The sequence below is a fragment of the Streptomyces sp. KL109B genome (genome assembly GCF_030766935.1).
Lineage (GTDB): Bacteria > Actinomycetota > Actinomycetes > Streptomycetales > Streptomycetaceae > Streptomyces.
In genome coordinates this window covers 22,815-42,868 of the sequence record NZ_JASERL010000010.1, presented here as the reverse complement: position 1 = coordinate 42,868, position 20,054 = coordinate 22,815, and the positions used below count along the sequence as shown (strand labels likewise).

At 70.9% G+C, this 20,054-nt stretch carries 16 protein-coding genes; 6 read left to right on the top strand and 10 right to left on the bottom strand.

Going from position 1 to position 20,054, the window contains the following annotated elements:
- The first annotated feature begins 128 nt into the window (after positions 1–128).
- Positions 129–1,295 carry an acyl-CoA dehydrogenase gene (locus RBJ65_RS29290; RefSeq protein ID WP_306323769.1) on the top strand — a complete coding sequence of 389 codons (1,167 nt, stop codon included), beginning with the start codon at positions 129–131 and terminating at the stop codon, positions 1,293–1,295.
- 62 nt (positions 1,296–1,357) lie between these two features.
- Here RBJ65_RS29290 and RBJ65_RS29285 read toward each other — a convergent pair whose 3' ends face one another.
- The 3 genes from RBJ65_RS29285 to RBJ65_RS29275 all read right to left on the bottom strand — a co-directional run bounded on the left by RBJ65_RS29285 (position 1,358) and on the right by RBJ65_RS29275 (position 4,325).
- Positions 1,358–2,101: a cyclopropane-fatty-acyl-phospholipid synthase family protein gene (locus RBJ65_RS29285; protein ID WP_306323768.1), complete on the bottom strand. Its 744-nt coding sequence runs from the start codon at positions 2,099–2,101 to the stop codon at positions 1,358–1,360.
- 78 nt (positions 2,102–2,179) lie between these two features.
- Positions 2,180–3,046: an SDR family NAD(P)-dependent oxidoreductase gene (locus tag RBJ65_RS29280; protein ID WP_306323767.1), complete on the bottom strand. Its 867-nt coding sequence runs from the start codon at positions 3,044–3,046 to the stop codon at positions 2,180–2,182.
- A gap of 10 nt (positions 3,047–3,056) precedes the next feature.
- Positions 3,057–4,325, bottom strand: coding sequence for an LCP family protein (locus RBJ65_RS29275; RefSeq protein ID WP_306323766.1), 1,269 nt, complete (start codon positions 4,323–4,325; stop codon positions 3,057–3,059).
- Between the two features lie 108 nt (positions 4,326–4,433).
- Between RBJ65_RS29275 and RBJ65_RS29270 the strand changes: the two genes are divergently transcribed.
- A complete protein-coding gene (locus RBJ65_RS29270) occupies positions 4,434–4,970 on the top strand; it encodes an acyl-CoA thioesterase (RefSeq protein WP_306323765.1) in 537 nt (178 codons plus the stop codon).
- A 329-nt stretch (positions 4,971–5,299) separates the two neighbouring features.
- On the opposite strand, the gene RBJ65_RS29265 is transcribed toward RBJ65_RS29270, so the two are convergent.
- Positions 5,300–6,664, bottom strand: coding sequence for an LCP family protein (locus RBJ65_RS29265; protein WP_306323764.1), 1,365 nt, complete (start codon positions 6,662–6,664; stop codon positions 5,300–5,302).
- Between the two features lie 246 nt (positions 6,665–6,910).
- Between RBJ65_RS29265 and RBJ65_RS29260 the strand changes: the two genes are divergently transcribed.
- Entirely contained in the window at positions 6,911–7,948 is a 1,038-nt protein-coding gene (locus RBJ65_RS29260; RefSeq protein WP_306323763.1) for a glycosyltransferase family 2 protein, read from the top strand.
- A gap of 33 nt (positions 7,949–7,981) precedes the next feature.
- Here RBJ65_RS29260 and RBJ65_RS29255 read toward each other — a convergent pair whose 3' ends face one another.
- The 4 genes from RBJ65_RS29255 to RBJ65_RS29240 all read right to left on the bottom strand — a co-directional run bounded on the left by RBJ65_RS29255 (position 7,982) and on the right by RBJ65_RS29240 (position 13,942).
- Complete coding sequence (locus RBJ65_RS29255) at positions 7,982–9,688, bottom strand: LCP family protein (RefSeq protein WP_306323762.1); 1,707 nt, start codon at positions 9,686–9,688, stop codon at positions 7,982–7,984.
- Between the two features lie 82 nt (positions 9,689–9,770).
- Entirely contained in the window at positions 9,771–11,492 is a 1,722-nt protein-coding gene (locus RBJ65_RS29250) for an LCP family protein (protein WP_306323761.1), read from the bottom strand.
- A 274-nt stretch (positions 11,493–11,766) separates the two neighbouring features.
- Positions 11,767–13,053, bottom strand: coding sequence for an LCP family protein (locus RBJ65_RS29245; protein WP_306323760.1), 1,287 nt, complete (start codon positions 13,051–13,053; stop codon positions 11,767–11,769).
- A 133-nt stretch (positions 13,054–13,186) separates the two neighbouring features.
- Complete coding sequence (locus RBJ65_RS29240; RefSeq protein ID WP_306323759.1) at positions 13,187–13,942, bottom strand: TIGR03089 family protein; 756 nt, start codon at positions 13,940–13,942, stop codon at positions 13,187–13,189.
- Positions 13,943–14,169: 227 nt separating this feature from the next.
- Between RBJ65_RS29240 and RBJ65_RS29235 the strand changes: the two genes are divergently transcribed.
- The 3 genes from RBJ65_RS29235 (at position 14,170) to RBJ65_RS29225 (ending at position 17,702) form a co-directional block, all read left to right on the top strand.
- A complete protein-coding gene (locus tag RBJ65_RS29235) occupies positions 14,170–15,447 on the top strand; it encodes a peptidoglycan recognition protein (RefSeq protein ID WP_306323758.1) in 1,278 nt (425 codons plus the stop codon).
- 91 nt (positions 15,448–15,538) lie between these two features.
- On the top strand, positions 15,539–16,621 hold the full coding sequence (locus RBJ65_RS29230; protein ID WP_306323757.1) for an NDP-sugar synthase: 1,083 nt from the start codon (positions 15,539–15,541) through the stop codon (positions 16,619–16,621).
- Positions 16,622–16,787: 166 nt separating this feature from the next.
- Positions 16,788–17,702, top strand: coding sequence for a DNA-3-methyladenine glycosylase (locus RBJ65_RS29225; protein WP_306323756.1), 915 nt, complete (start codon positions 16,788–16,790; stop codon positions 17,700–17,702).
- A gap of 41 nt (positions 17,703–17,743) precedes the next feature.
- On the opposite strand, the gene RBJ65_RS29220 is transcribed toward RBJ65_RS29225, so the two are convergent.
- Entirely contained in the window at positions 17,744–19,057 is a 1,314-nt protein-coding gene (locus tag RBJ65_RS29220) for a coenzyme F420-0:L-glutamate ligase (protein WP_306323755.1), read from the bottom strand.
- Positions 19,054–20,022, bottom strand: a complete 969-nt coding sequence (gene cofD / locus RBJ65_RS29215; protein WP_306323754.1) for a 2-phospho-L-lactate transferase — start codon at positions 20,020–20,022, stop codon at positions 19,054–19,056. Before cofD ends, RBJ65_RS29220 begins: the two co-directional genes overlap by 4 nt.
- Positions 20,023–20,054: the final 32 nt, after the last annotated feature.

Below are 20,054 nucleotides of genomic sequence, written 5' to 3'. Positions count from 1 at the left end.
TGGCATGTGAAGGCGCCTCACCGGGCAACTTCCACGTTGTCGCGTAGCTCACGTATCGGTGTCGTGGGCCGAGACCTAAAATTCGGGTTACTTAACGGTAATTAGCATCGCTTGGAGCGTGAGACACCTTGGCCGGATCGGCTTCCAACTCGGACTTCGACCTGTACCGCCCGTCCGAGGAGCACGACATGCTCCGGGACACGATCCGCTCGCTCGCCGAGGCGAAGATCGCCCCGTTCGCCGCGGAGGTGGACGAGGAGGCGCGCTTCCCGCGCGAGGCCCTCGACGCGCTCACGGCCGCCGACCTGCACGCCGTGCACGTCCCCGAGGAGTACGGCGGCGCGGGCGCCGACGCGCTCGCCACGGTCATCGTGATCGAGGAGGTGGCGCGCGCCTGCGTCTCGTCCTCCCTCATCCCCGCCGTGAACAAGCTCGGCTCGCTGCCCGTCATCCTCTCCGGCTCCGAGGAGCTGAAGAAGAAGTACCTGGGCCCGCTGGCCAAGGGCGACGGCATGTTCTCGTACTGCCTGTCCGAGCCGGACGCCGGTTCGGACGCCGCGGGCATGAAGACCCGCGCGGTGCGCGACGGCGACCACTGGATCCTCAACGGCGTGAAGCGCTGGATCACCAACGCCGGCGAGTCCGAGTTCTACACGGTGATGGCCGTCACCGACCCCGAGAAGCGCTCGAAGGGCATCAGCGCCTTCGTCGTCGAGAAGAGCGACGAGGGTGTCTCCTTCGGCGCCCCCGAGAAGAAGCTCGGCATCAAGGGCTCGCCGACCCGCGAGGTCTACCTCGACAACGTCCGCATCCCCGCCGACCGCATGATCGGCGCCGAGGGCACCGGCTTCGCCACCGCGATGAAGACCCTCGACCACACCCGCATCACGATCGCCGCCCAGGCGCTCGGCTGCGCGCAGGGCGCCCTCGACTACGCCAAGGGCTACGTCCAGGAGCGCAAGCAGTTCGGCAAGGCGATCGCCGACTTCCAGGGCATCCAGTTCATGCTCGCGGACATGGCCATGAAGATCGAGGCCGCCCGCCAGCTGACGTACGCGGCCGCCGCCAAGTCGGAGCGCGGTGACAAGGACCTCACCTTCCAGGGCGCCGCCGCCAAGTGCTTCGCGTCGGACGTCGCGATGGAGGTCACCACGGACGCCGTCCAGCTGCTCGGCGGCTACGGCTACACCCGTGACTACCCCGTCGAGCGCATGATGCGCGACGCCAAGATCACCCAGATCTACGAGGGTACGAACCAGGTCCAGCGCATCGTCATGGCGCGCAACCTGCCGTAGTCCGTGGCGCCACGCCACCTCTGAGGGCGAGGGCCCCTGATCCGTACTCCGCACGGTACGGCTCAGGGGCCCTCGTGCGTCCTGCGCAGCACCAGGGAGACGAAGCCGAAGCAGTGCCGGTAGCCGCGCAGCCACTCGTCGCGGCGCGCGGCGACCAGCTCCAACAGCCCGGCGCTGTCGGGGTGTTCGGGGCGGTCCAGCGCCCAGTCCGCGACGGAGCCGAGCCAGGACCATTCGTACGCGTCCAGCTCGTGCCGTGTGCTGAGGTGCGCCGCGACCGGGGTCCAGCCGGCCCCCGCCACCTTGTCGAGCGTCGTCGCCAGGTCGTCGAAGTCGCCGAGCGTCCCGACCGCTTCCGCAGTGGGTTCGGCCTCCCAGTAGCCGTCGCCGACGACGACCCGGCCGCCGGGCGCGAGGTGCCGGTGCGCCGCGGCGAGCGTGGGCAGCAGCCCGCCGAAGGCGTGCGCGGCGCCGACGCTGAACACCGCGTCGAAGGGCTTGTCCGGCGCGAACTCCTCGGCCGCCGCGTGGTGCAGCGCGAGCCGCCCGCCCACGCCCGCCGCGTCGGCCCGCTCGCGGGCCTCGGCCAGGGAGCCCGCGTCCAGGTCGATCCCCTCGGCCCGCACCCCCGGCCGCTCGGCGAGCGCGCGCAGCAGCCATTCGGCGGGGCCGCAGCCGAGGTCGAGGACGCGTTCGTCGCCGCGAGGGAGGGCGTGGCGCAGGACCTCGCGTACGGAGTCGTCGTCGAGCGGGGCCTTGACGGGGTGGTCGGTGTGGGCGATGCGGGAGATCTCTTCGCGGTCCATCGGGGCAGAGTGTCAGGGGCGGGATGGGGCGCGGTATCCGTTTCCTGCGTCTCGGGGCTCTGCCCCGGACCCCGCGCCTCAATCGCCGGCGGGGCTTGATAGGCCGCCGGCGGGGCTTGATGGGTCGGCGGCGGGGCTTGATGGGTCGGCGGTGGGGCTTGATGGGTCGGCGGTGGGGCCTGATAGGTCGGCGGTGGGGCTTGATGGGGCGTCGGAGGAGGTGGGTGTGACCTCCGGCAGTACCGCCAGATAGCCCCCGTCCACGGGCAGGCAGACCCCATTGACGTACGAGGATGTGGGCCCGGCGAGGAAGGCGACGGCGTCGGCGATCTCGGCGGGGGAGCAGATGCGGCCGAGCGGGTAGTGCGCCGCGACGCGGGCGCGGGCGGCGTCGTCCGGCACCCGGTGGGCGTTGCGCGGGACGGGGACGAAGCCCGGCTCGACCACATTGGTGCGTACGCCGAGCGGCCCCCACTCGGTGGCCGCCGCGCGGGCGAGCGCGCCGAGGCCCGCCTTGGCGACGGCGTACGGGGCGCAGCCGGGCACGGCGCCGTGCGCGTGCACGGAGCCGACGAGCACGACGGACGCGGGCCCCTCGCCCTTGCGCCGCACCAGCTCGGCGGCGGCCTGCCAGGCGGAGACGAGCCCGACGTCGAAGACCTTGTGCCACTGCTCCGGGCTCAACTCGCCGAGCGGCGCCCGCAGTTCGTACAGCAGCGCGTGCACGAGCACGGACGGCGGCTCGTCACCCGCGGCCTCGAAGGCCCGCGCGAGGAGGCCGGGTTCGGTGACATCACCCACCAACGCGGCGCTCGCATCCGCCAGTTGGAGCACCGCTGGGTCCTGGTCGACCGCGACGACACGCATACCGCCGCCGGCGGCGAGCCGGGCCACGACGGCCCGGCCGACGCCACCGGCGGCACCCAGTACGAGGGCGGTGGTCACGGTGCGACCGCTACTCGTCGCTCGTGACGGTGACCTTCTCGTCGTTGTTGAACTGCTCGACGAGCTGCTTGACCTTGGCCTTGTCCCACAGCAGATTGCCGCCGACCGAGCCGGACGTCGGCATGTTCATGGACTTGCCGTCGCCGCCGTTGACGCCCTTCATGGCCAGGAACATCTTGCCGAGGTCCCACAGCCCCATGTCCTTGTCGACGGTGAGCGAGTCGAGACCGGCGCCCATCGTCGGGTACAGCGAGAACGGGTTCAGGACCGTCCCCGGCGAGGACACCTTGTGCGCGAGCGCCCCGAGGAACTGCTGCTGGTTCTTGGTGCGTTGCAGGTCGGACTGGGCGAAGGCGTGCCGCGTACGGACGAAGGCGAGCGCCTGCTGCCCGTCGAGCGTCTGCTTGCCCGCCTTGAAGTCGGCCCCGGACCACTTGTCCTTGAAGCCCTCCTTCAGGTTCATCTCGACGCCGCCGACCGCGTCCACGATGCTCGCGAAGCCGCCGAAGCCGATCTCCGCGTAGTGGTCGATGTGCAGCCCGGTGTTGGCCTCGACGGTGCGCACGAGCAGCGTCGGACCGTCCTCCGCGTACGCGGCGTTCAGCTTCGTCTGCCGCCCGGTGCCCGGGTACGTCTTGCCGGACTCGGCGCCCTTGTACGAGGGGATCTCGACGTTCGAGTCACGCGGCAGCGAGACGAGGGTGTCCCCGTTCGAGCCCACGTGCAGGATCATCATCGTGTCCGTGCGCTTGCCCTCGGCGGAGCCGGTGTGCAGCTTCTTCTTGTCCTCGGCGGACATGCCCTCGCGGCTGTCGGTGCCGACGATCAGGTAGTTCGTGCCGTCCCCGGCCTCGGGCCGGTTGATGACCTTCGACAGGTCGACGTCCCGGTGCAGCTTGGAGTCGGCCCAGAAGTACGTGCCGATGCTCGCCACGACCACCACGAAGATGACGGTCAGGACGGTCCACTTGATGCGCTTGCCCCAGTTGCGGGGGCGCACCGGGCGGCCGGTCGGCGGCCCGTAGTCGTCACCGTCGTCGAAGCCGGGGCCCCGGCCGCGACGGCTCGGCTGGCCGTAGACCTGGCCCGTGTTGTACCCGTCGTCGTACGACGAGCCGTATCCGCCGCCGTCGTACGAGGCCTGCTGCTGCGGCACCGGACGCTGCACGTGCCGCATGACACGGGCGCCTTCCGGGCGCGCGCTACCGCTGCCACGGCCGTATCCGCCGCGGCCCTGGCCGCCCTGCCTGTCGCTCCACCCGTCGGGCCAATCATTCATAGGGGTCAGTGTGCAGTGCGCGAATACCTGCCTTACAAGCCCTGACGACGAATCGCACCAGTGCTGTTGCAGAGCTAACACAATCGGCGCGCGCATAAGGTTGGTGGCATGACAGACCAGGCCCACGGCGCGGAATCGGATATTCCGGGCAAGCCGACTTCCGCTTCCCGCACGACGTTGTCGCACATCATGACGCACAACGACACCAATCTCCTCGGCACGGTGCACGGCGGCGTGATCATGAAATTGGTGGACGACGCGGCGGGCGCGGTGGCCGGCCGGCACTCCGGCGGCCCCGCCGTAACGGCCTCCATGGACGAGATGGCCTTCCTGGAACCGGTCCGCGTCGGCGACCTCGTCCACGTGAAGGCACAGGTCAACTGGACGGGCCGCACCTCCATGGAGGTCGGCGTCCGCGTCCTCGCCGAACGCTGGAACGAATCCACCCCCGCCCAACAGGTCGGCTCCGCCTACCTCGTCTTCGCCGCGGTCGACTCCGACGGCAAGCCCCGCGGGGTCCCTCCGGTGCAGCCGGAATCGGACCGCGACCGGCGCCGCTACCAAGAGGCCCAGATCCGCCGCCAGCACCGCCTGGCCCGCCGCCGCGCAATCAAGGAACTGCGCGCCAAATCGGAGCCGATCTAGCCCTCGGCAACGTGCGAGCAAACCCACCCCCGCCGACGGGTGAGCAAATCCAGCCCCGCCGGCGAACGACCACATCCAAGCCCCGGCGGCGAATGACCACATCCAAGCCCCGCCGGCGCTTGAGGCGCGGGGTCCGGGGCGGCGCCCCGATCTTTTCCGGCCCCGGCGGCGAACGACCACATCCAAGCTTCGGCGGCGAATGACCACATCCAAGCCCCGCCGGCGTTTGAGGCGCGGGGTCCGGGGCGGCGCCCCGATCTTTCAAGCCCCTGCGGCGATTGAGCAGCGGGGTCCGGGGCAGCGCCCCGCGTCCTCAACCCCGGACTACGTCAAGGACACACCACCTGGTCCCCGGTAACCGCCCCGAACGACCCCGGGTCGGCGTCCTGCGCCCGCACCCCCCGCACCCCGCCATAGTCCGCCCCCGCAACAACCTTCAACGTCGACCCCAACCCGTCCACCGGCCTCATCTCCGCCCCCGGCAGGGCCGCCGCCAACGACTTCGCCGACCGGTCCCACCCCGGGTCGTACAACACCGCCGTCCGCTTCTCGGTCCGGTCGTCCGCGTTCACCGGCGCCCCGGTCGTCCGAAACCCGGTCCCCTTCAACGCGGCGTCGACCTTCTTCCCCAGACCGGAGGTCATCGTCCCGTTCTCGACCTGCACCCGAATGTCCTCCGGCGGCACATCCACCACCGCCGCCTTCTTCGCCTTCGGCCGGTGCGGAGCGAGCGGCTTGTCGTCCCGCAGCGCCGTGAACAGCTTCTCGGACTTCTTGTCGTCCCACTTCACGGTCGACCCGATGTTCGGCACGGGATAGCTGAGATCCCCGATCGGCACGGTCGTGAACTCCGACGACGACGGCGAGAAGTTCCGCATCGCCCGCGCCAGATCCACCATCTCGTCCGTCCCGAACCCCTTGTCGGCCCGGACCGAGCTCAGCATCGTAGAAGCGACATCGCGGAACCGCACCGGGTTGAGCAGCACCCCCGAGGACGTCGCCTTCGCGATCAGCGCCGCCATGAACCGCTGCTGCCGCTGCATCCGCCCCAGGTCCCCGGCCCCGTCGAGATGCCGGGCCCGTACGTACTGGAGCGCCTGCCCGCCGTTCAGCTTGTGCGTGCCGACGCCCAGGTCGAGCCCCGTGTACGAGTCCTTGAGCGGGGTCGCCGTGCAGATGTCGACGCCGCCCATCTCGTCGACCGTCTTCATGAAGCTGGTGAAGTCGACCTCCAGGTAGTGGTCGAGCTTCACCTTCGTCATGTGCTCGACCGTGCGCAGCGTCAGCTGCGGCCCGCCCTCCGCGTACGCCGCGTTCAGCTTCACGGGGTGCTGGTGGTGCTTCTCACCGCTGTTCTGATCCGTGTGCTCGGGAATCTCCGCGTACGAGTCGCGGGGGAGGGAGACCACAGACGCGCGCTCCCGGTCCGCCGAGATGTGCACGATCATCACGGTGTCCGTGCAGTGGCAGGGCGCCCCGCCGAGCTTGTACTTCTTGCGCTCCTCGTCGCTGATCTTGTCGCGGCCGTCGGTGCCGACGAGCAGCACGTTCATGCCGTCGCCCGGCGCGGGCCGGTTCTTCATGTCCTTGAAGGGGTCGATGCGGTTGATCCCGGTGTCGATGCCGTTGACGAGCGCGTGCCCGACGCCGGCCGCGGCGAGCACGGTCACCGAGAGCGCGGTCGCCGCCCGCATGGCCCAACGGGACTTCTTCCTCAGCGGCGGCCGAGTACGGCCACGGGCGGGTTGCGGACGGCCGGGGGAGCGGGGCGGCGTGGGCACGTGGGGACACCTCCGCGACAGTGGGCGTGGGACGGGGGCCTGCCCGCGGCGGGAAACCCCGGACAGGCCCCCGCACCGTAGGCCCATACGATCGGCTGACCGCGGCAGCGACTCAGCGGCGCGCGTCCGTGTCCCCCATTAGCGGTAACGTGACGCCGGATGAACGCGAACCCCGAGAAGCACCTCCCGGCCGTCTCCGTGATCATGCCCATCCTCAACGAGGAGCGGCATCTGCGGGAGGCGGTCGAGGCGATCCTGGCGCAGGAGTACGACGGTGAGATGGAGGTCGTGCTCGCGCTCGGCCCGTCCACCGACCGTACGGACGAGGTCGCCGCGCGGCTCGTCGCCGAGCACCCCGGCGTGCGGTCGGTGCCGAACCCGACGGGCCGCACCCCCGCCGCCCTGAACGCCGCGATCAAGGCCTCCCAGCACCCGGTCGTCGTCCGCGTCGACGGCCACGCCGCGCTCTCGCCCGGCTACATCGCCGCCGCCGTCCGCCTCATCGAGGAGACCGGCGCGATGAACGTCGGCGGCATCATGCACGCCGAGGGCACCAACGCCTGGGAGCAGGCCGTCGCCGCCGCGATGACCTCGAAGATCGGCGTCGGCAACGCCGTCTTCCACACCGGCGGCGCCGCACAGGAAGCCGAGACGGTGTACCTGGGCGTCTTCCGGCGCGAGGTCCTGGAGAAGCTCGGCGGCTACAACGAGGAGTTCATCCGCGCCCAGGACTGGGAGCTGAACTTCCGGATCCGCGAGGCGGGCGGCCTCATCTGGTTCTCGCCCGACCTGAAGGTCGCCTACCGGCCCCGGCCGAGCGTCAAGGAACTCGCCAAGCAGTACCGGAACTACGGGCGTTGGCGGCACGTCGTCGCCCGCTTCCACTCCGGCTCGATCAACCTGCGCTACCTCGCCCCGCCGACCGCCGTCTGCGCGATCGCGGCCGGCGCCGTCGTCGGCGTCGCCCTCACCCCGTGGGGCTTCGTGATCCCCGGCGGGTACCTCGCGGCGATCGTCGCGGGCTCGATCCCCGCGGGCAAGGGGCTGCCGCCGAAGGCACGCGCCCAGATCCCCGTCGCGCTCGCCACGATGCACATGACGTGGGGCTGGGGCTTCCTCACCAGCCCGAAATCGCTCGCGAAGAAGGTCATCGCCTCGCGCCGCCCGGCCGTACGGCGGGAGCCCGCGGTCAACTGACCCCCGATGCGTACGCACGACAGCTCGTACGCGCTACCAGGTGTATCCCTGCTCCACCTTCATGCACTTGGAGTCGTCCGCGCCGTTCTGCGTCTGCTCCTTGTCGAGTGCCTTGCCCGCGTCCTCGTCGTCCGTGTCGTCCGCGGACTTCGGGTACGCGGTGCCCGTCTTCCAGTCGGCGCCCACGATCAGCGTCACGCCGGACACGTCCGTCGACGTCTGCACCGAACTCAGCGGCAGACCAAGGGACTTGGCGACCGTCTGCGCGTCGCCCTCCAGGTCGGCCGACGGGTAACGGATCACCGTCCTGTCCTCGACGAGTGACTGCGACTGGTCCGCGACCGCCTGCGTGAAGCCCTGGGCCGTGAGGGCCTGCGCCACCTGCGCGGCCCGCCCCGGCACCGCCGGAGTGGCCGCCGTCCGGGTGCCGTTGCGCACCTGCACCGCGATCCGGTCGTCGGCCGCGGCCGGATCGTCGGACGTCTCGCCCTCGCCCTTGTCCTTCTTCTTGGCCTTGTCCTTGGACTTGTCCTTGCCGTCGAGCGCGACGTCGTCACGGATCAGGCGCCACAGCGCGTCGGCGTCGTTCGCCTTCGGCACCACGCGCGGACCCTCGTACACGAACGGCATCGTCGTCATCGTGATCCGGTCCGGCTCGGGCCGCTTCAGCTCGTTGCTCAGGTCGTACAGCTTCTTGACGGTGTCGAGGCCCTCGTCGACGCTGAGCGCGTCCGTCGCCTCCTCGGCGAGCGTGCGCAGCTTGTTCGGATGGCTGAACGTCGCGTTCTTGCGCAGCTCGCGCACCATCGCGCTCATGTACATGTGCTGCGCCTTGGCGCGCGCGATGTCGCTGCCGTCCTCGAAGCCGTGCCGGGTGCGCAGCCACTGCAGGGCCTGCTCGCCCTTGACGTACGTCGTGCCCTTCCGCAGCTTCAGGCCGGAGCCCTCGCCCTCGCTGTTGCGGGAGTACACATTGGCGTCGACGCAGACCGGTACGCCGCCGATCGCGTCCGCCATCGACACCACGCCCGAGAAGTCGACCATCATGTAGTGGTCGATGTGGATGCCGGTCAGCTGCTCCCACATGGCGACCGTGCAGCCCGGACCGCCGCGCGCCAGCGAGGAGTTGACCATCTCCCGGTTCAGCGTCGCCTGGTACACCTTGCCGGACTCCGGGTCGGTGCACTGGGGGAGCCGGGTCAGGGTGTCGCGCGGCATGCTCACCACGGACATGTTGCTGCGGTCGGCCGACAGGTGAAGCAGCATCTGTACGTCGGCCAGCGGGGCGGAGCCGACGCTCTGCTTGTGCCCGCCGAGCTTCAGGTTCTCCTTGGAGTTCCGGCTGTCGGAGCCGATCAGCAGGATGTTCAGCGGGGTCTGGCCCGCCGCGTTCGGCGTCGGCTCGGGGGCCTTGTGCTCGCCGAGGTTGAGCTTGCCGGTCTTGAGGTTGCCGTTCAGGTGCCGGTAGTAGAGGTAGCCGGCGCCCGCCGTGCCGAGTATCAGGAGCGCGACGATGCTCGCGGTCCAGCGCAGTATCCGGTGCTTGCGGCGGCGTGGCCGGACGGCGGCGCGCTGCCTGCCGCGGGCGGACCTGCCGCGGCCGTCCGTGTCGTCCCCGGAGGCGCCGGGAGCGTCCTCGTACAGGCTGTCGTCCCAGCCCAAGTCCGCTGCCCGGGCCGGTGGTTCGCCCCGTCCGGCAGGCCTCCGTGAGCGCTCCCCGCGCACGGTGCTTCGCCCCATGTCCTGCCCGCCCTCCCCGCTGTGACAGCCCAGCGGGCTGCCCTGTCAGTAACTTAGACAGTCAACGGGCGGCCAAGGTTGGTCACTTGGCGCAGACAGCCTTGTCCGCCGTTGTCTTGTCGACGTCCGGCGCCTTTGCCGAAGCCCCGTCGACGGGTGTCCCCGCACCCTTGAAGTCGCCGCCGAGGACGAGTGTCATCGCCGGCAAGCCTTGATCGTTGGTCTCGCTCTTGCCCTCCTTCAGCGCGGACGCCGGAAGGCCCATGATGTCCGCGAGCCGCCGGGCCTGGTCGGCCTGGTCGGGCGCGTACTCCAGGCTCGTCTTCGCCTGATGCGGCTTGTTGCCCATCTGACTCGACTTCAGGACGCCCTCATTGTTCTGCAGTTCGGTGAGAGTTTCCTGAGCGGCGCCCGTCGTGCCGCTGCCGTTGTAGATGTTGACGCGGACCTCGGAGGCGGCGGCCTTGGGGCCCTTGAGCTTCGCGGCCTCCTTCTCCTTCGCCTTCTTCTTCGTCTCCGTGAGGGAGACGTCGCTCTTGATCGCGTTGAACACCGGCTCGGCGGCGGGCTTGTTGACGACGACGGTCACCGGAGTCGGCTCCGCCGGGTTGTCGACCACGGGCACCGTCGTGAACGACAGGTTCTTCGGCGGCACCTTCTTCATCTCAAGAGCCAGGTCCTTGAGGCTGTTCAGGCTGCCGAGGCCGCGGTCGACGGTGAGCGCCTTCGTCGCCGCCTCGGCGAGGCTCGTCAGCTTGCGCGGGTTGGTGAGCGTGTCGCTCGAACTCATCTTGCGCGCGAGGGAACCGAGGAACTGCTGCTGCACCTTGATCCGGTCCAGGTCGCCCTGGTTGCCGAAGCTGTGCCGGGTGCGCAGGAACGCCAGCGCCTGCTCGCCCTGCAGATTGTGCGTGCCCGCGTCCAACTTCAGGTGCGAGTCCGGGTCGTTGACGTCCTTGGCGACACAGACGTTGACCCCGCCGACGGCGCTGGACAGCGTCTTCACCGCGTTGAAGTCCGCCATCATGAAGTGGTCGGGCTGGATGCCCGTGACCGACTTGACGGTCTTCATGGCGCAGCCCGCGTCGCGGTCGTCCTGCCCGAGGCTGGTGTTGAAGCGGACGTTCGGCGTGCCCTTGATGGTCTTGAGCGAGCCGTTCTTGTCCTTCACCTGGCAGTCCGGTACGTCCACGATCAGGTCGCGCGGAATGCTCAACGCGGTCGCGTTCGTACGGTCCTTGGAGACGTGCAGCAGCACGTTCGTGTCGGCGTGGCCGACGCTGCCCTTGTCGCCGTAGCCCCCGTTGCCCTTGCCGGTGCGCTTGTCGGTGCCGATGACGAGGATGTTGATCGCCTCGTCCTTGGCGAAGCCGTTCTTGGCGCCGACCACGTCCTGCGCGGTGATGTTGCCGTTGAGGTGCTCCCAGTACCAGTAGGCGGCACCGGCGCCCACCACGACGACCATGGCCATGCCGCCCGCCGTCCACAGCAGGATCTTCTTGGCCCGCGACTTCCTCTTCTTGAGCGGCTGGCGCGAACGCCTGCGCCCGGGGCCCTGGTCCTGCGACTGCTGCGGGGCGCGTCGTCTGCGCTGCGGGGGCACCTCGCGCCGGCTTCCGCCGTCGCCTCTGCGGCCTTCGGCCCTGCCGCCGTTGCCGCGCGGGGCGGCGCGGCGGGGGCCTGGCACCGCCGACTGCCCAGCGGAAGGGGCCAGTCGCAGTTCGTAGTCACCGGTCTGGGGGTTGAGCACCCACTGGTCTGCGGGGTCGATGTCCTCAGCCCGCCCACGGCCTTGCGCGTCCACGGTTGTCTGTGTCCTCCGTCGGGGCCACGCGGCGCCCCACCCCCCTCAAAGCGGGCGCCCGGTCAAGTCGGTCAGTAGTGCGCGACCGGCTCGCAAGCATGGCCGGGTGCACCGGATCGCTCACACTATCCGCCCAGTTCAGCGTCAAGCGAGGACGGTGACAAATTCCACTCCCCTACAACTGGGCAATACGGACCATTTCTTTGAACCTGTGAGTCAACTGATGACTTCCGCTTTACCCAGGGGCGGTTGGGAGGGGGAGACGGGGCGGGATTCAGTCGCAGGAGGCCTGTGTCGCGGTGCTGCCGCGGAAGGTGGGGGCGGGGGTGGCGCCGGGGCTGCCGCCGTACGCGCCGTACTCGCCACCTCCGCCGTACTCGTCACCCCCGCCGTACTCGTCACCCTCGTCGTATCCGTCCGAGTATCCGTCTGATTCGCCGTTGGTGCCGTATTCGTCTTCCGTGTCCGATCCCGCGTCCGCGGACGGCTGTTCGGCGACCTTCACCGGGGTGTCCTCGCGCAGGTGCGTGAAGAGCCGGTCGGCCGCGGGCTGGACGAGCTGGTCCCGATTGGCGTTCTCTACGTACGACTCGCGGGGGACCGTCAGGAATTGGACCTTCTCCGCCGGAATGTTCCGCATGCCGCGCACCAGGTCGTAGAGCCCGCGCAGGCTGGCGAGCCCGGGGTCGGTGGTGAGCGAGGAGGTGGCGGCGTCGAGCACGGGGTAGAGCCGCGCCGGATTCAGCAGCACGCCGTTGCTCTGCACCTTCTTGACGAGCGCGCCGAGGAACCGCTGCTGACGGTCCATCCGGTCGGTGTCGCTGCCGTTGCCGAGGCTCTTGCGGGCGCGTACGTAGCCCAGGGCCCGCTCACCGTTCAGATGGTGGGTGCCCGAGGCCAGCCGCACATGCGCGTCGTTGTCGTCGATCGGCCGCTCCAGGCACACCGTCACGCCGCCGACCGCGTCCACCATGTCCTTGAAGCCCTCGAAGTCGACGACCATGTGGTGGTCGACCCGAACTCCCGTCACCTTCTCGACCGTACGGATCGTGCAGGCCGAACCGCCCACCTCGAAGGCGTAGTTGAACATCGCGAACATCGCGTCGTGCCGGTCCCCGTTCCGCTCCCGGCAAGTCGGCACGTCGACCATCAGGTCGCGCGGGAACGAGACGGCCGTCGCGCTCTTCCGGTCCGCGGCGATGTGCAGCAGGATCGTGGTGTCGGAGCGCTGCGTCCCGTCGTTGCGCCCGTACTTCCCGTTCTTCCCGGCCCGCGAGTCGGAGCCGATGAGCAGCAGGTTCTGCGCCCCCTCGGCCAGCACGGTGGGCCGTTCCTTCTCGTAGCGGGCGAGCTCGGCGGCGGTGTCCTGGTCCTCGGTGATGTTCCCGTTGAGCCTGTTGTACGCCGCCCAGCCGACGCCGCCCGCCGCCAGCACCAGGAACGCCGCGCAGACCGCCGTGTACCGCAGCCATCTCCGGCGCCGCCGGGCGCGCCCCGCTCCGGTGGGCGAGCAACCGTGGGCCGGCCCGGGGTCCGGGGGCGTGGCAGCGGAGTCGGTCACGTACAGGTCCCCCTCATGGAAACGTAGGCGTACCTACGACCATGGACCCCGTCGCGGCGACGGGCCGGGGGAGCTGAGCCGAACGGGCTAGGAGTTTCCCGCAGGGGGATTCAGCCGGGACTCGGCGCGGGGGTCAGCGGGCGGTCGCGGTGACCCGCTCGCTCTCCACGCGCCCCGCCAGCGCCTCTTCGCCGAGCCGGTCCAGATTGCGGCACAGCACGACGGAACCGCCGGTGGCCAGCGGCGCGTAGAGCCCGGCGGCGAGCCCCTGCCAGCTGTCGTACGCGAGTCCGGACAGCAGCCGGGACCCGGGCCCGGTGAGGCCGAGGGCGGTCGCGTCGTCGGCGGCCTTCTCGACGACCTCCGCGCCCGTCCACTCGGCGCCCGCCACGACGAGCGCGGGCTCGTCGGCGTCGACGGGGGAGAAGGGCGCGAACCGGTCGCCCTGGCCCGGCACTTCCACGGCGTAGTCGAGGAAGCCCTCGGGCGGCTGCGGGAACCGTCCGCCGAGCGGCCGCAGCGCGAGCGCGATCCGCTCGCCGGAGCAGGCGCGGGCGGCGTCGAGGGTGTCGGGGCCGCTGACGACGAGGTCGGCGGCGGCCGGGTCCCCGTCGACGTCGGCGACGACACCGACGGACGAGCAGGCGAGCAGCCACACCGCGGTCTGCCAGTGGGCGGGCAGCAACAGCGCGACGCGGTCGCCGGGTTCGGCGTTCAGGTCCCCCTGCAACAGGTTGGCCGTCTTGGCCACCCAGTTCGCGAGCGTGGTCACGGACAGCTCCACGCGCTCCCCGGTCGCGTCGTCGTAGAACGTGACGAGCGGCCTTCCCGGGTCGGCGGCGAGGGCGGCCGTGAGGAGGTCGGCGGGAGTGCGCGGCGCAACATTCACGCGGCTCAGCGTACGCGCCGCTCAAGTCCTTGCGGCGCCCGGGCGGTGGGGTCCGGTAGGTCAAGTCCTTGCGGCGCCCGGGCGGTGGGGCCCGGCATTTCAAGCCCCTGCGGCGATTGAGCAGCGGGGTCCGGGGCAGAGCCCCGTGACGCAGGAACGGCCCCGCCGCACACCCGTATGACCCACCCCGATGGCCGACCAACCCCAACCCGCACACGATCGTGCGCATGCGTGGATTCCTTGCTTCCTCCGTCGGCGTCACCTGCGCGGCCGCCCTCGCCCTCCCGCTCACCCTGCCCACGGCCTCGCACGCCGCGCCGCCGGCCCCGGCGCGCGAAGGGGTTCCCGGCAGCACCCAGTCCCTCCCCCTCGACCCCCTCGGCGGCGGATCGACCCGCGCCTCCGGCACCCCCACCCCGACCGGGCAGGGGCTCACCCGCCGCGACGTACGCCCCTTCTCCCTCGTCGGCGTCGTCTGGGACGACCCGGACGCCGAACTCCACGGCCACGTACAAGTACGTACCCGCACCACGAACACCACCGACTGGTCCGCCTGGCAGGACGTGGAGACCCACAACGACGACGCCCCCGACCTGGAGGCACCGGAACGCGCCTCCGGCCGCCTGCACGGCGCGACCGCCCCGCTCTGGGTCGGCGACAGCGACGGCGTAGAGGTACGCGTCAAGCCGGACGCCCCCAACAACTCCGATGCTTCCGACACCTCCCGGGCCACGGAACCCGCCACCCTCCCCAAGGGCCTCCGCCTCGAACTCGTCGACCCCGGCAAGGAACCCGCGCGCGGCGCCCGCGCCGAGGGCGCCGCGACCGGCGTCATCCCCGCGCTCACCAAGGAACAGACCGAGGCACGGGCCCAGAAGCAGTCGGCCGTCTCCCGCCCGTTCGTCGGCCCGCGCCCGCGCATCATCACGCGCAAGGGCTGGGGCGCCAACGAGAAACTCCGGGAGCGGAAGTTCGCCTACACCAAAACCGTCAAGGCGGCCTTCGTCCACCACAGTGCTTCCGGCAACAACTACCGCTGCTCGCAAGCCTCTTCCGTCATCCGCAGTATCTACCGCTACCACGTCAAGAGCAGCGGCTGGCGTGACATCGGCTACAACTTCCTCGTGGACAAGTGCGGAAACATCTACGAAGGCCGGGCCGGCGGGGTGTCCAAACCGGTCATGGGCGCGCACACCCTCGGCTTCAACACCAACAGCATGGGTGTCGCGGTCCTGGGCTCGTACAGCCGCTCAAACCCGCCCGCCGCCGCCGTCCGGGCCATCGCCCGCCTCACGGCCTGGAAGCTCGGCCTGTACGGCGCGAATCCACGCGGAACGACATATCTGAAGTCGGGCGGTGGCAATCTCTACCGCAAGGGAAAGAATGTACGACTCAAGGTGATCTCCGGGCACCGGGACGGATTCGCGACCGATTGTCCGGGACGCCGTCTCTACAACCAGCTCGGCAGCGCTCGCAGCAGCTCCGCCCATCTCCAGGGTCGCTGACGCCGGCCGGCCTGGGCGCCTCGCACGGTCTGCATACACTGGCCGGCCGAAAGACAGTTCGGCCGGCCCCAGCAGGAAGCAGAGACGACAGGTGACAGAAGCGATCCTCCTGGTCGGCGGCAAGGGCACCAGACTCCGGCCACTCACGGTGAACACGCCGAAACCGATGGTCCCGGCGGCGGGCGTGCCCTTCCTCACGCACCAGCTGGCGCGCGCCAAGGCCGCGGGCGTCGACCACATCGTCCTGGCCACCTCCTATCTCGCGGAGGTCTTCGAGCCCTACTTCGGCGACGGCTCCCGCCTCGGACTGCACCTGGAGTACGTCACCGAGGTCGAGCCCCTCGGCACCGGCGGCGCCATCCGCAACGTCGCCTCGCACCTGCGCTCCGGTCCTGACGACCCGGTCCTCATCTTCAACGGCGACATCCTGACGGGCCTGGACATCGGCGCACTCGTCCACGAGCACGAGACGACCGGCGCCGACGTCTCCCTCCACCTCTCCCGCGTGGAGGACCCGCGCGCCTACGGACTGGTCCCCACGGACTCCACGGGCCGGGTGACGGCCTTCCTCGAAAAGCCCCAGACCCCCGAAGAGATCGTCACGGACCAGATCAACGCGGGCGCGTACGTCTTCCGCCGCTCGGTCATCGACACGATCCCCACGGGCCGCCCGGTCTCGGTCGAACGCGAGACGTTCCCGGACCTGCTGGCCGCGGGCGCCCACCTCCAGGGCATGGTCGACTCCACCTACTGGCTCGACCTCGGCACCCCCCAGGCCTTCGTCCGCGGCTCCGCCGACCTGGTCATGGGCCGCGCCCCGTCGCCCGCCGTCCCCGGCCGCCGCGGTGACCGCCTCGTCCTGCCGACGGCCAGGGTCGCCCCGGACGCGAAGCTGACCGACGGCACGGTCGTGAGCGAGGGCGCGACCATCGGCGAGGGCGCCCGCGTCTCCGGTTCCACGGTCCTCCCGGACGCCGTCGTCGAACCCGGCGCGGTGATCACCGACTCCCTGATCGGCACCGCCGCCCGCATCGGCGCCCGCACCACCGTCACCGGCGCGGTCATCGGCGACGGCGCCCACGTGGGCGCCGACAACGAACTCCAGTCCGGCATCCGCATCTGGTGCAACGCCACCCTTCCCCCGGCCTCCGTCCGCTTCTCGTCGGACCAGTAACTGTTCAAGCCCCTGCGGCGATTGAGCAGCGGGGTCCGGGGCAGCGCCCCGTGACGCCGGCCACTGCGCCCCGCAGGGGCACTTTCGGGAAGGGGCGGGCTGGGGGAGGAAACCCCATTACCCTCGAACCCCGCACCCACCCCACCCGCCCCACCCGAAGGACCCCGTGGCCGGCCGCCGATACGCCCCCGAAACCCCCTTCCACCTGGGCCTCACCCTCGGCCCGCTGCGAAGGGGCCCGGCCGACCCCACCTTCCGCACCACCCCGGACGGCTCCATCTGGCGCGCCAGCCGCACCCCGGACGGCCCCGCCACCCTCCGCGTCACGGAGAACCCCGACGGCACGATCCAGACCCGCACCTGGGGCCCGGGATCCGACTGGTTCATGTCCCAACTCCCCGACCTGCTCGGCGAATCGGACGACCCCACCCCGTTCGAGCCCCGCCACCGCCTCCTCGCCCGCACCGCCCACCGCCGCCCCGGCCTCCGCCTGACCCGCACCGGCCTGATCCTCGAATCCCTGATCCCGTCGATCCTGGAACAGAAGGTCACGACGGACGAGGCGTACCGAGCCTGGCGCCTGCTCCTGACCAAGTACGGCGAACCGGCCCCGGGCCCGGCGGGCGAAGAGCTACGGATGCGCGTGATGCCGGACCCGCGCACATGGACCCTGATCCCGTCCTGGGAGTGGCACAAGGCAGGCGTCGACAACAAGCGCGCCTCGACGATCCTCCGCGCCGCCAAGGTGGCCCGCCGCCTCCAGGAAGCGGCGGACATGGACCCGAAGGCGGCCCGCGCCCGCCTCGAACTGGTCCCCGGCATCGGCCCCTGGACCTCCGCCGAGACGGTCCAGCGCACACACGGCGCCCCGGACGAGGTGACGACGGGCGACCTGCACCTGCCCGGCATCGTCGGCTACGCCCTCGCTGCCAACCGGGACGCGACGGACGAGGACATGCTGGAACTCCTGACCCCGTACGCGGGCCAGCGCCACCGCGCCGCCCGCCTGATCATGCTCAGCGGCGTCTCACCCCCACGCAGACAACCCAAGATGCGCAAGGTGAACATCGCGCAGTGGTGAGGGGGTAGGGAGAAGGAGAAGCGGACACGGAAGCGCCCGCCTCACCTCACCTCGACAAAGTCGGAGACAACCCGCTCCGGCCGCACCCCCGGCGCCCCCGCCGCATGCCCCACCGCGACGGCCCCCATCGGATCCCACGACTCGGGCAGATCCAGCACTCGCCGCACCACGTCCCGGCAGAACATCGTCGACGACACCCACGCGGACCCGAGCCGCTCCCCGGCGAGCGCGACCAGGAAGTTCTGCACCCCGGCCCCGGCGGCGACCACGAACATCTCCCGCTCGGCGGCGTCCCGCCGCTCGTCCCCGTACGTATGGGACCCGTCCATCACCAGACAAGGCACCACCAAATACGGCGCGTTGCGCAGCACGTCCCCGCGCCGCACCCGCTTCGCGATGGACTCCTCGCTCTTGCCGTCCCGCCGCAGATCCTCGATCCACGCGTCCCGCATGGCATCGAGCAGCCGCCCCCGGGCCGCTTCCGACTCAAGGAGCACGAACCGCCACGGCGTCGTGTGATGCGGCGCGGGCGCGGTCACGGCGGCGGCGACCGCTCTTCGTACGGCCCCCGGATCCACCGGCTCGTCGGTGAACGCCCGCACGGTCCGCCGCTGCGTCACGGCCTCCCGCACCGCCTCCGACGTACCGAGCCGGAACATGTCGTCACGCGCCACCCGCACCAACTCCCGTGCGCTGCCGCCCTGTTGGTCGATGACACCGGTACCGAGCCCGCGGACCACGGCGACCGGCAGCCCGCCGGCCTTGCCCTTCACGAGGTCGCCCGCGGCCGCCAGCTCGTCGGCCGTGGCCACCACGGTGGCGCTGAGCGGATTCCCGTACGCGTCCGTGCCGCCCCGCAGGTCGTCGAGTACGCGCACGCCGGCGGCCCCGATGGCGACATCGGTCAGCCCGTTCCGCCACGGTCTGCCGAAGGTGTCGGTGACGACGACCCCGACGTCCACGCCCAGCGCGTCCCGCAGGCCGTCCCGTATCGCGGCGGCCGAAGCGTCCGGATCCTCGGGCAGCAACAGCACGGTGCCCGCAGGGGTGTTGGAGGCGTCGACACCGGCCGCGGCCATCACGAGCCCCAGCTTGTTCTCGACGATCCGCAGCGATCCGCGCCGCGCCACGACCCGTACGGTCTCGGCGTCTATCGCGGCCTCCCGGTCGTCGGCCCGCAGGATCCGCCCCTCGGCCTTGCTGACGATCTTCGAGGTGACCAGCAGTACGTCGCCGTCGACGAGGCCCGGTTCGGCGGCGGCGATGAGCTTGGCGAGGTCGTCGCCCTCCCGCACCTCGGGGATCCCGGCGACGGCCCACGCGCGAAAGCCGGGGGCGGCAGGGGTGTCGGTCACGCGCCGCGCACCTCCTCCGCGAGCTTCAGCGCCTCGCGCGCCATCTCCGCGGCGGCGGTGCCCTCCACGGGGTCCGTCATCATCAGCGGAATGGCCCGGCAGGGGATCCCGGCCGCCTCGACCCGCGCGACCTCCTTCTCGTCCACGGTGTCGACCAGCCACCCGTCGAGCAGCCCCGCCCCGTAGTGCTCGGCGACGGCCGCCGCGCTGGACTCCACGCCCACGGCCGCGAGCACCTTGTCCGCCATGCCGCGCACCGGCGCGTCACCGACGATCGGCGAGAGCCCGACCACGGGCGCGCCCGCCTCGGCGATGGCCTCCCGGATCCCCGGCACGGCGAGGATCGTGCCGACGCTCACCACGGGGTTGGACGGCGGGAAGAGGATCACGTCTGCCTCGGCGATGGCCTCCAGGACGCCCGGCGCGGGCTTCGCCTGCTCGGCGCCGACCGGCACGACGGCCTGCGCGTCCACGGAGGCCCGCAGCTTCACCCAGTACTCCTGGAAGTGCACGGCCTTGCGCTCCCCGTCCACGTCCACGGCCACGTGCGTCTCCACGCGGTCGTCCGACATGGGAAGCAGCCGCACCCCCGGCTGCCACCGCTCGCACAGCGCCTCGGTGACGGCACTCAACGGGAAGCCCGCCGCCAGCATCTGCGTACGGACGATGTGTGTCGCGAAGTCCCGGTCGCCGAGCCCGAACCACTTGGGTCCGACCCCGTACGCCGCGAGCTCCTCCTTGACCGTGAACGCCTCGTCCGTACGTCCCCAGCCCTGCTCCTCGTTGATGCCGCCGCCCAGCGTGTACATCACCGTGTCGAGGTCCGGACAGACCTTCAGGCCGAAGAGGTGGATGTCGTCCCCGGTATTGCCGATGACCGTGATGTCCGCGTCCGGGGCGGCCTGCTTGAGACCGCGAAGGAACCGGGCACCACCGATGCCGCCTGCCAGAACCACAATGCGCATGTGCCCAGCATCGCAGGCAGGTCTGACAACGC

What these genes read in the sequence shown, in the direction of transcription:
- RBJ65_RS29285 (WP_306323768.1), bottom strand. Translation starts at nt 2,101, where the DNA reads ATGGACCGCGAAGAGATCTCCCGCATCGCCCACACCGACCACCCCGTC.
- RBJ65_RS29275 (WP_306323766.1), bottom strand. Translation starts at nt 4,325, where the DNA reads ATGAATGATTGGCCCGACGGGTGGAGCGACAGGCAGGGCGGCCAGGGC.
- RBJ65_RS29270 (WP_306323765.1), top strand. Translation starts at nt 4,434, where the DNA reads ATGACAGACCAGGCCCACGGCGCGGAATCGGATATTCCGGGCAAGCCG.
- RBJ65_RS29265 (WP_306323764.1), bottom strand. Translation starts at nt 6,664, where the DNA reads ATGCGGGCGGCGACCGCGCTCTCGGTGACCGTGCTCGCCGCGGCCGGC.
- RBJ65_RS29260 (WP_306323763.1), top strand. Translation starts at nt 6,911, where the DNA reads ATGAACGCGAACCCCGAGAAGCACCTCCCGGCCGTCTCCGTGATCATG.
- RBJ65_RS29255 (WP_306323762.1), bottom strand. Translation starts at nt 9,688, where the DNA reads ATGGGGCGAAGCACCGTGCGCGGGGAGCGCTCACGGAGGCCTGCCGGA.
- RBJ65_RS29235 (WP_306323758.1), top strand. Translation starts at nt 14,170, where the DNA reads ATGCGTGGATTCCTTGCTTCCTCCGTCGGCGTCACCTGCGCGGCCGCC.
- cofD (WP_306323754.1), bottom strand. Translation starts at nt 20,022, where the DNA reads ATGCGCATTGTGGTTCTGGCAGGCGGCATCGGTGGTGCCCGGTTCCTT.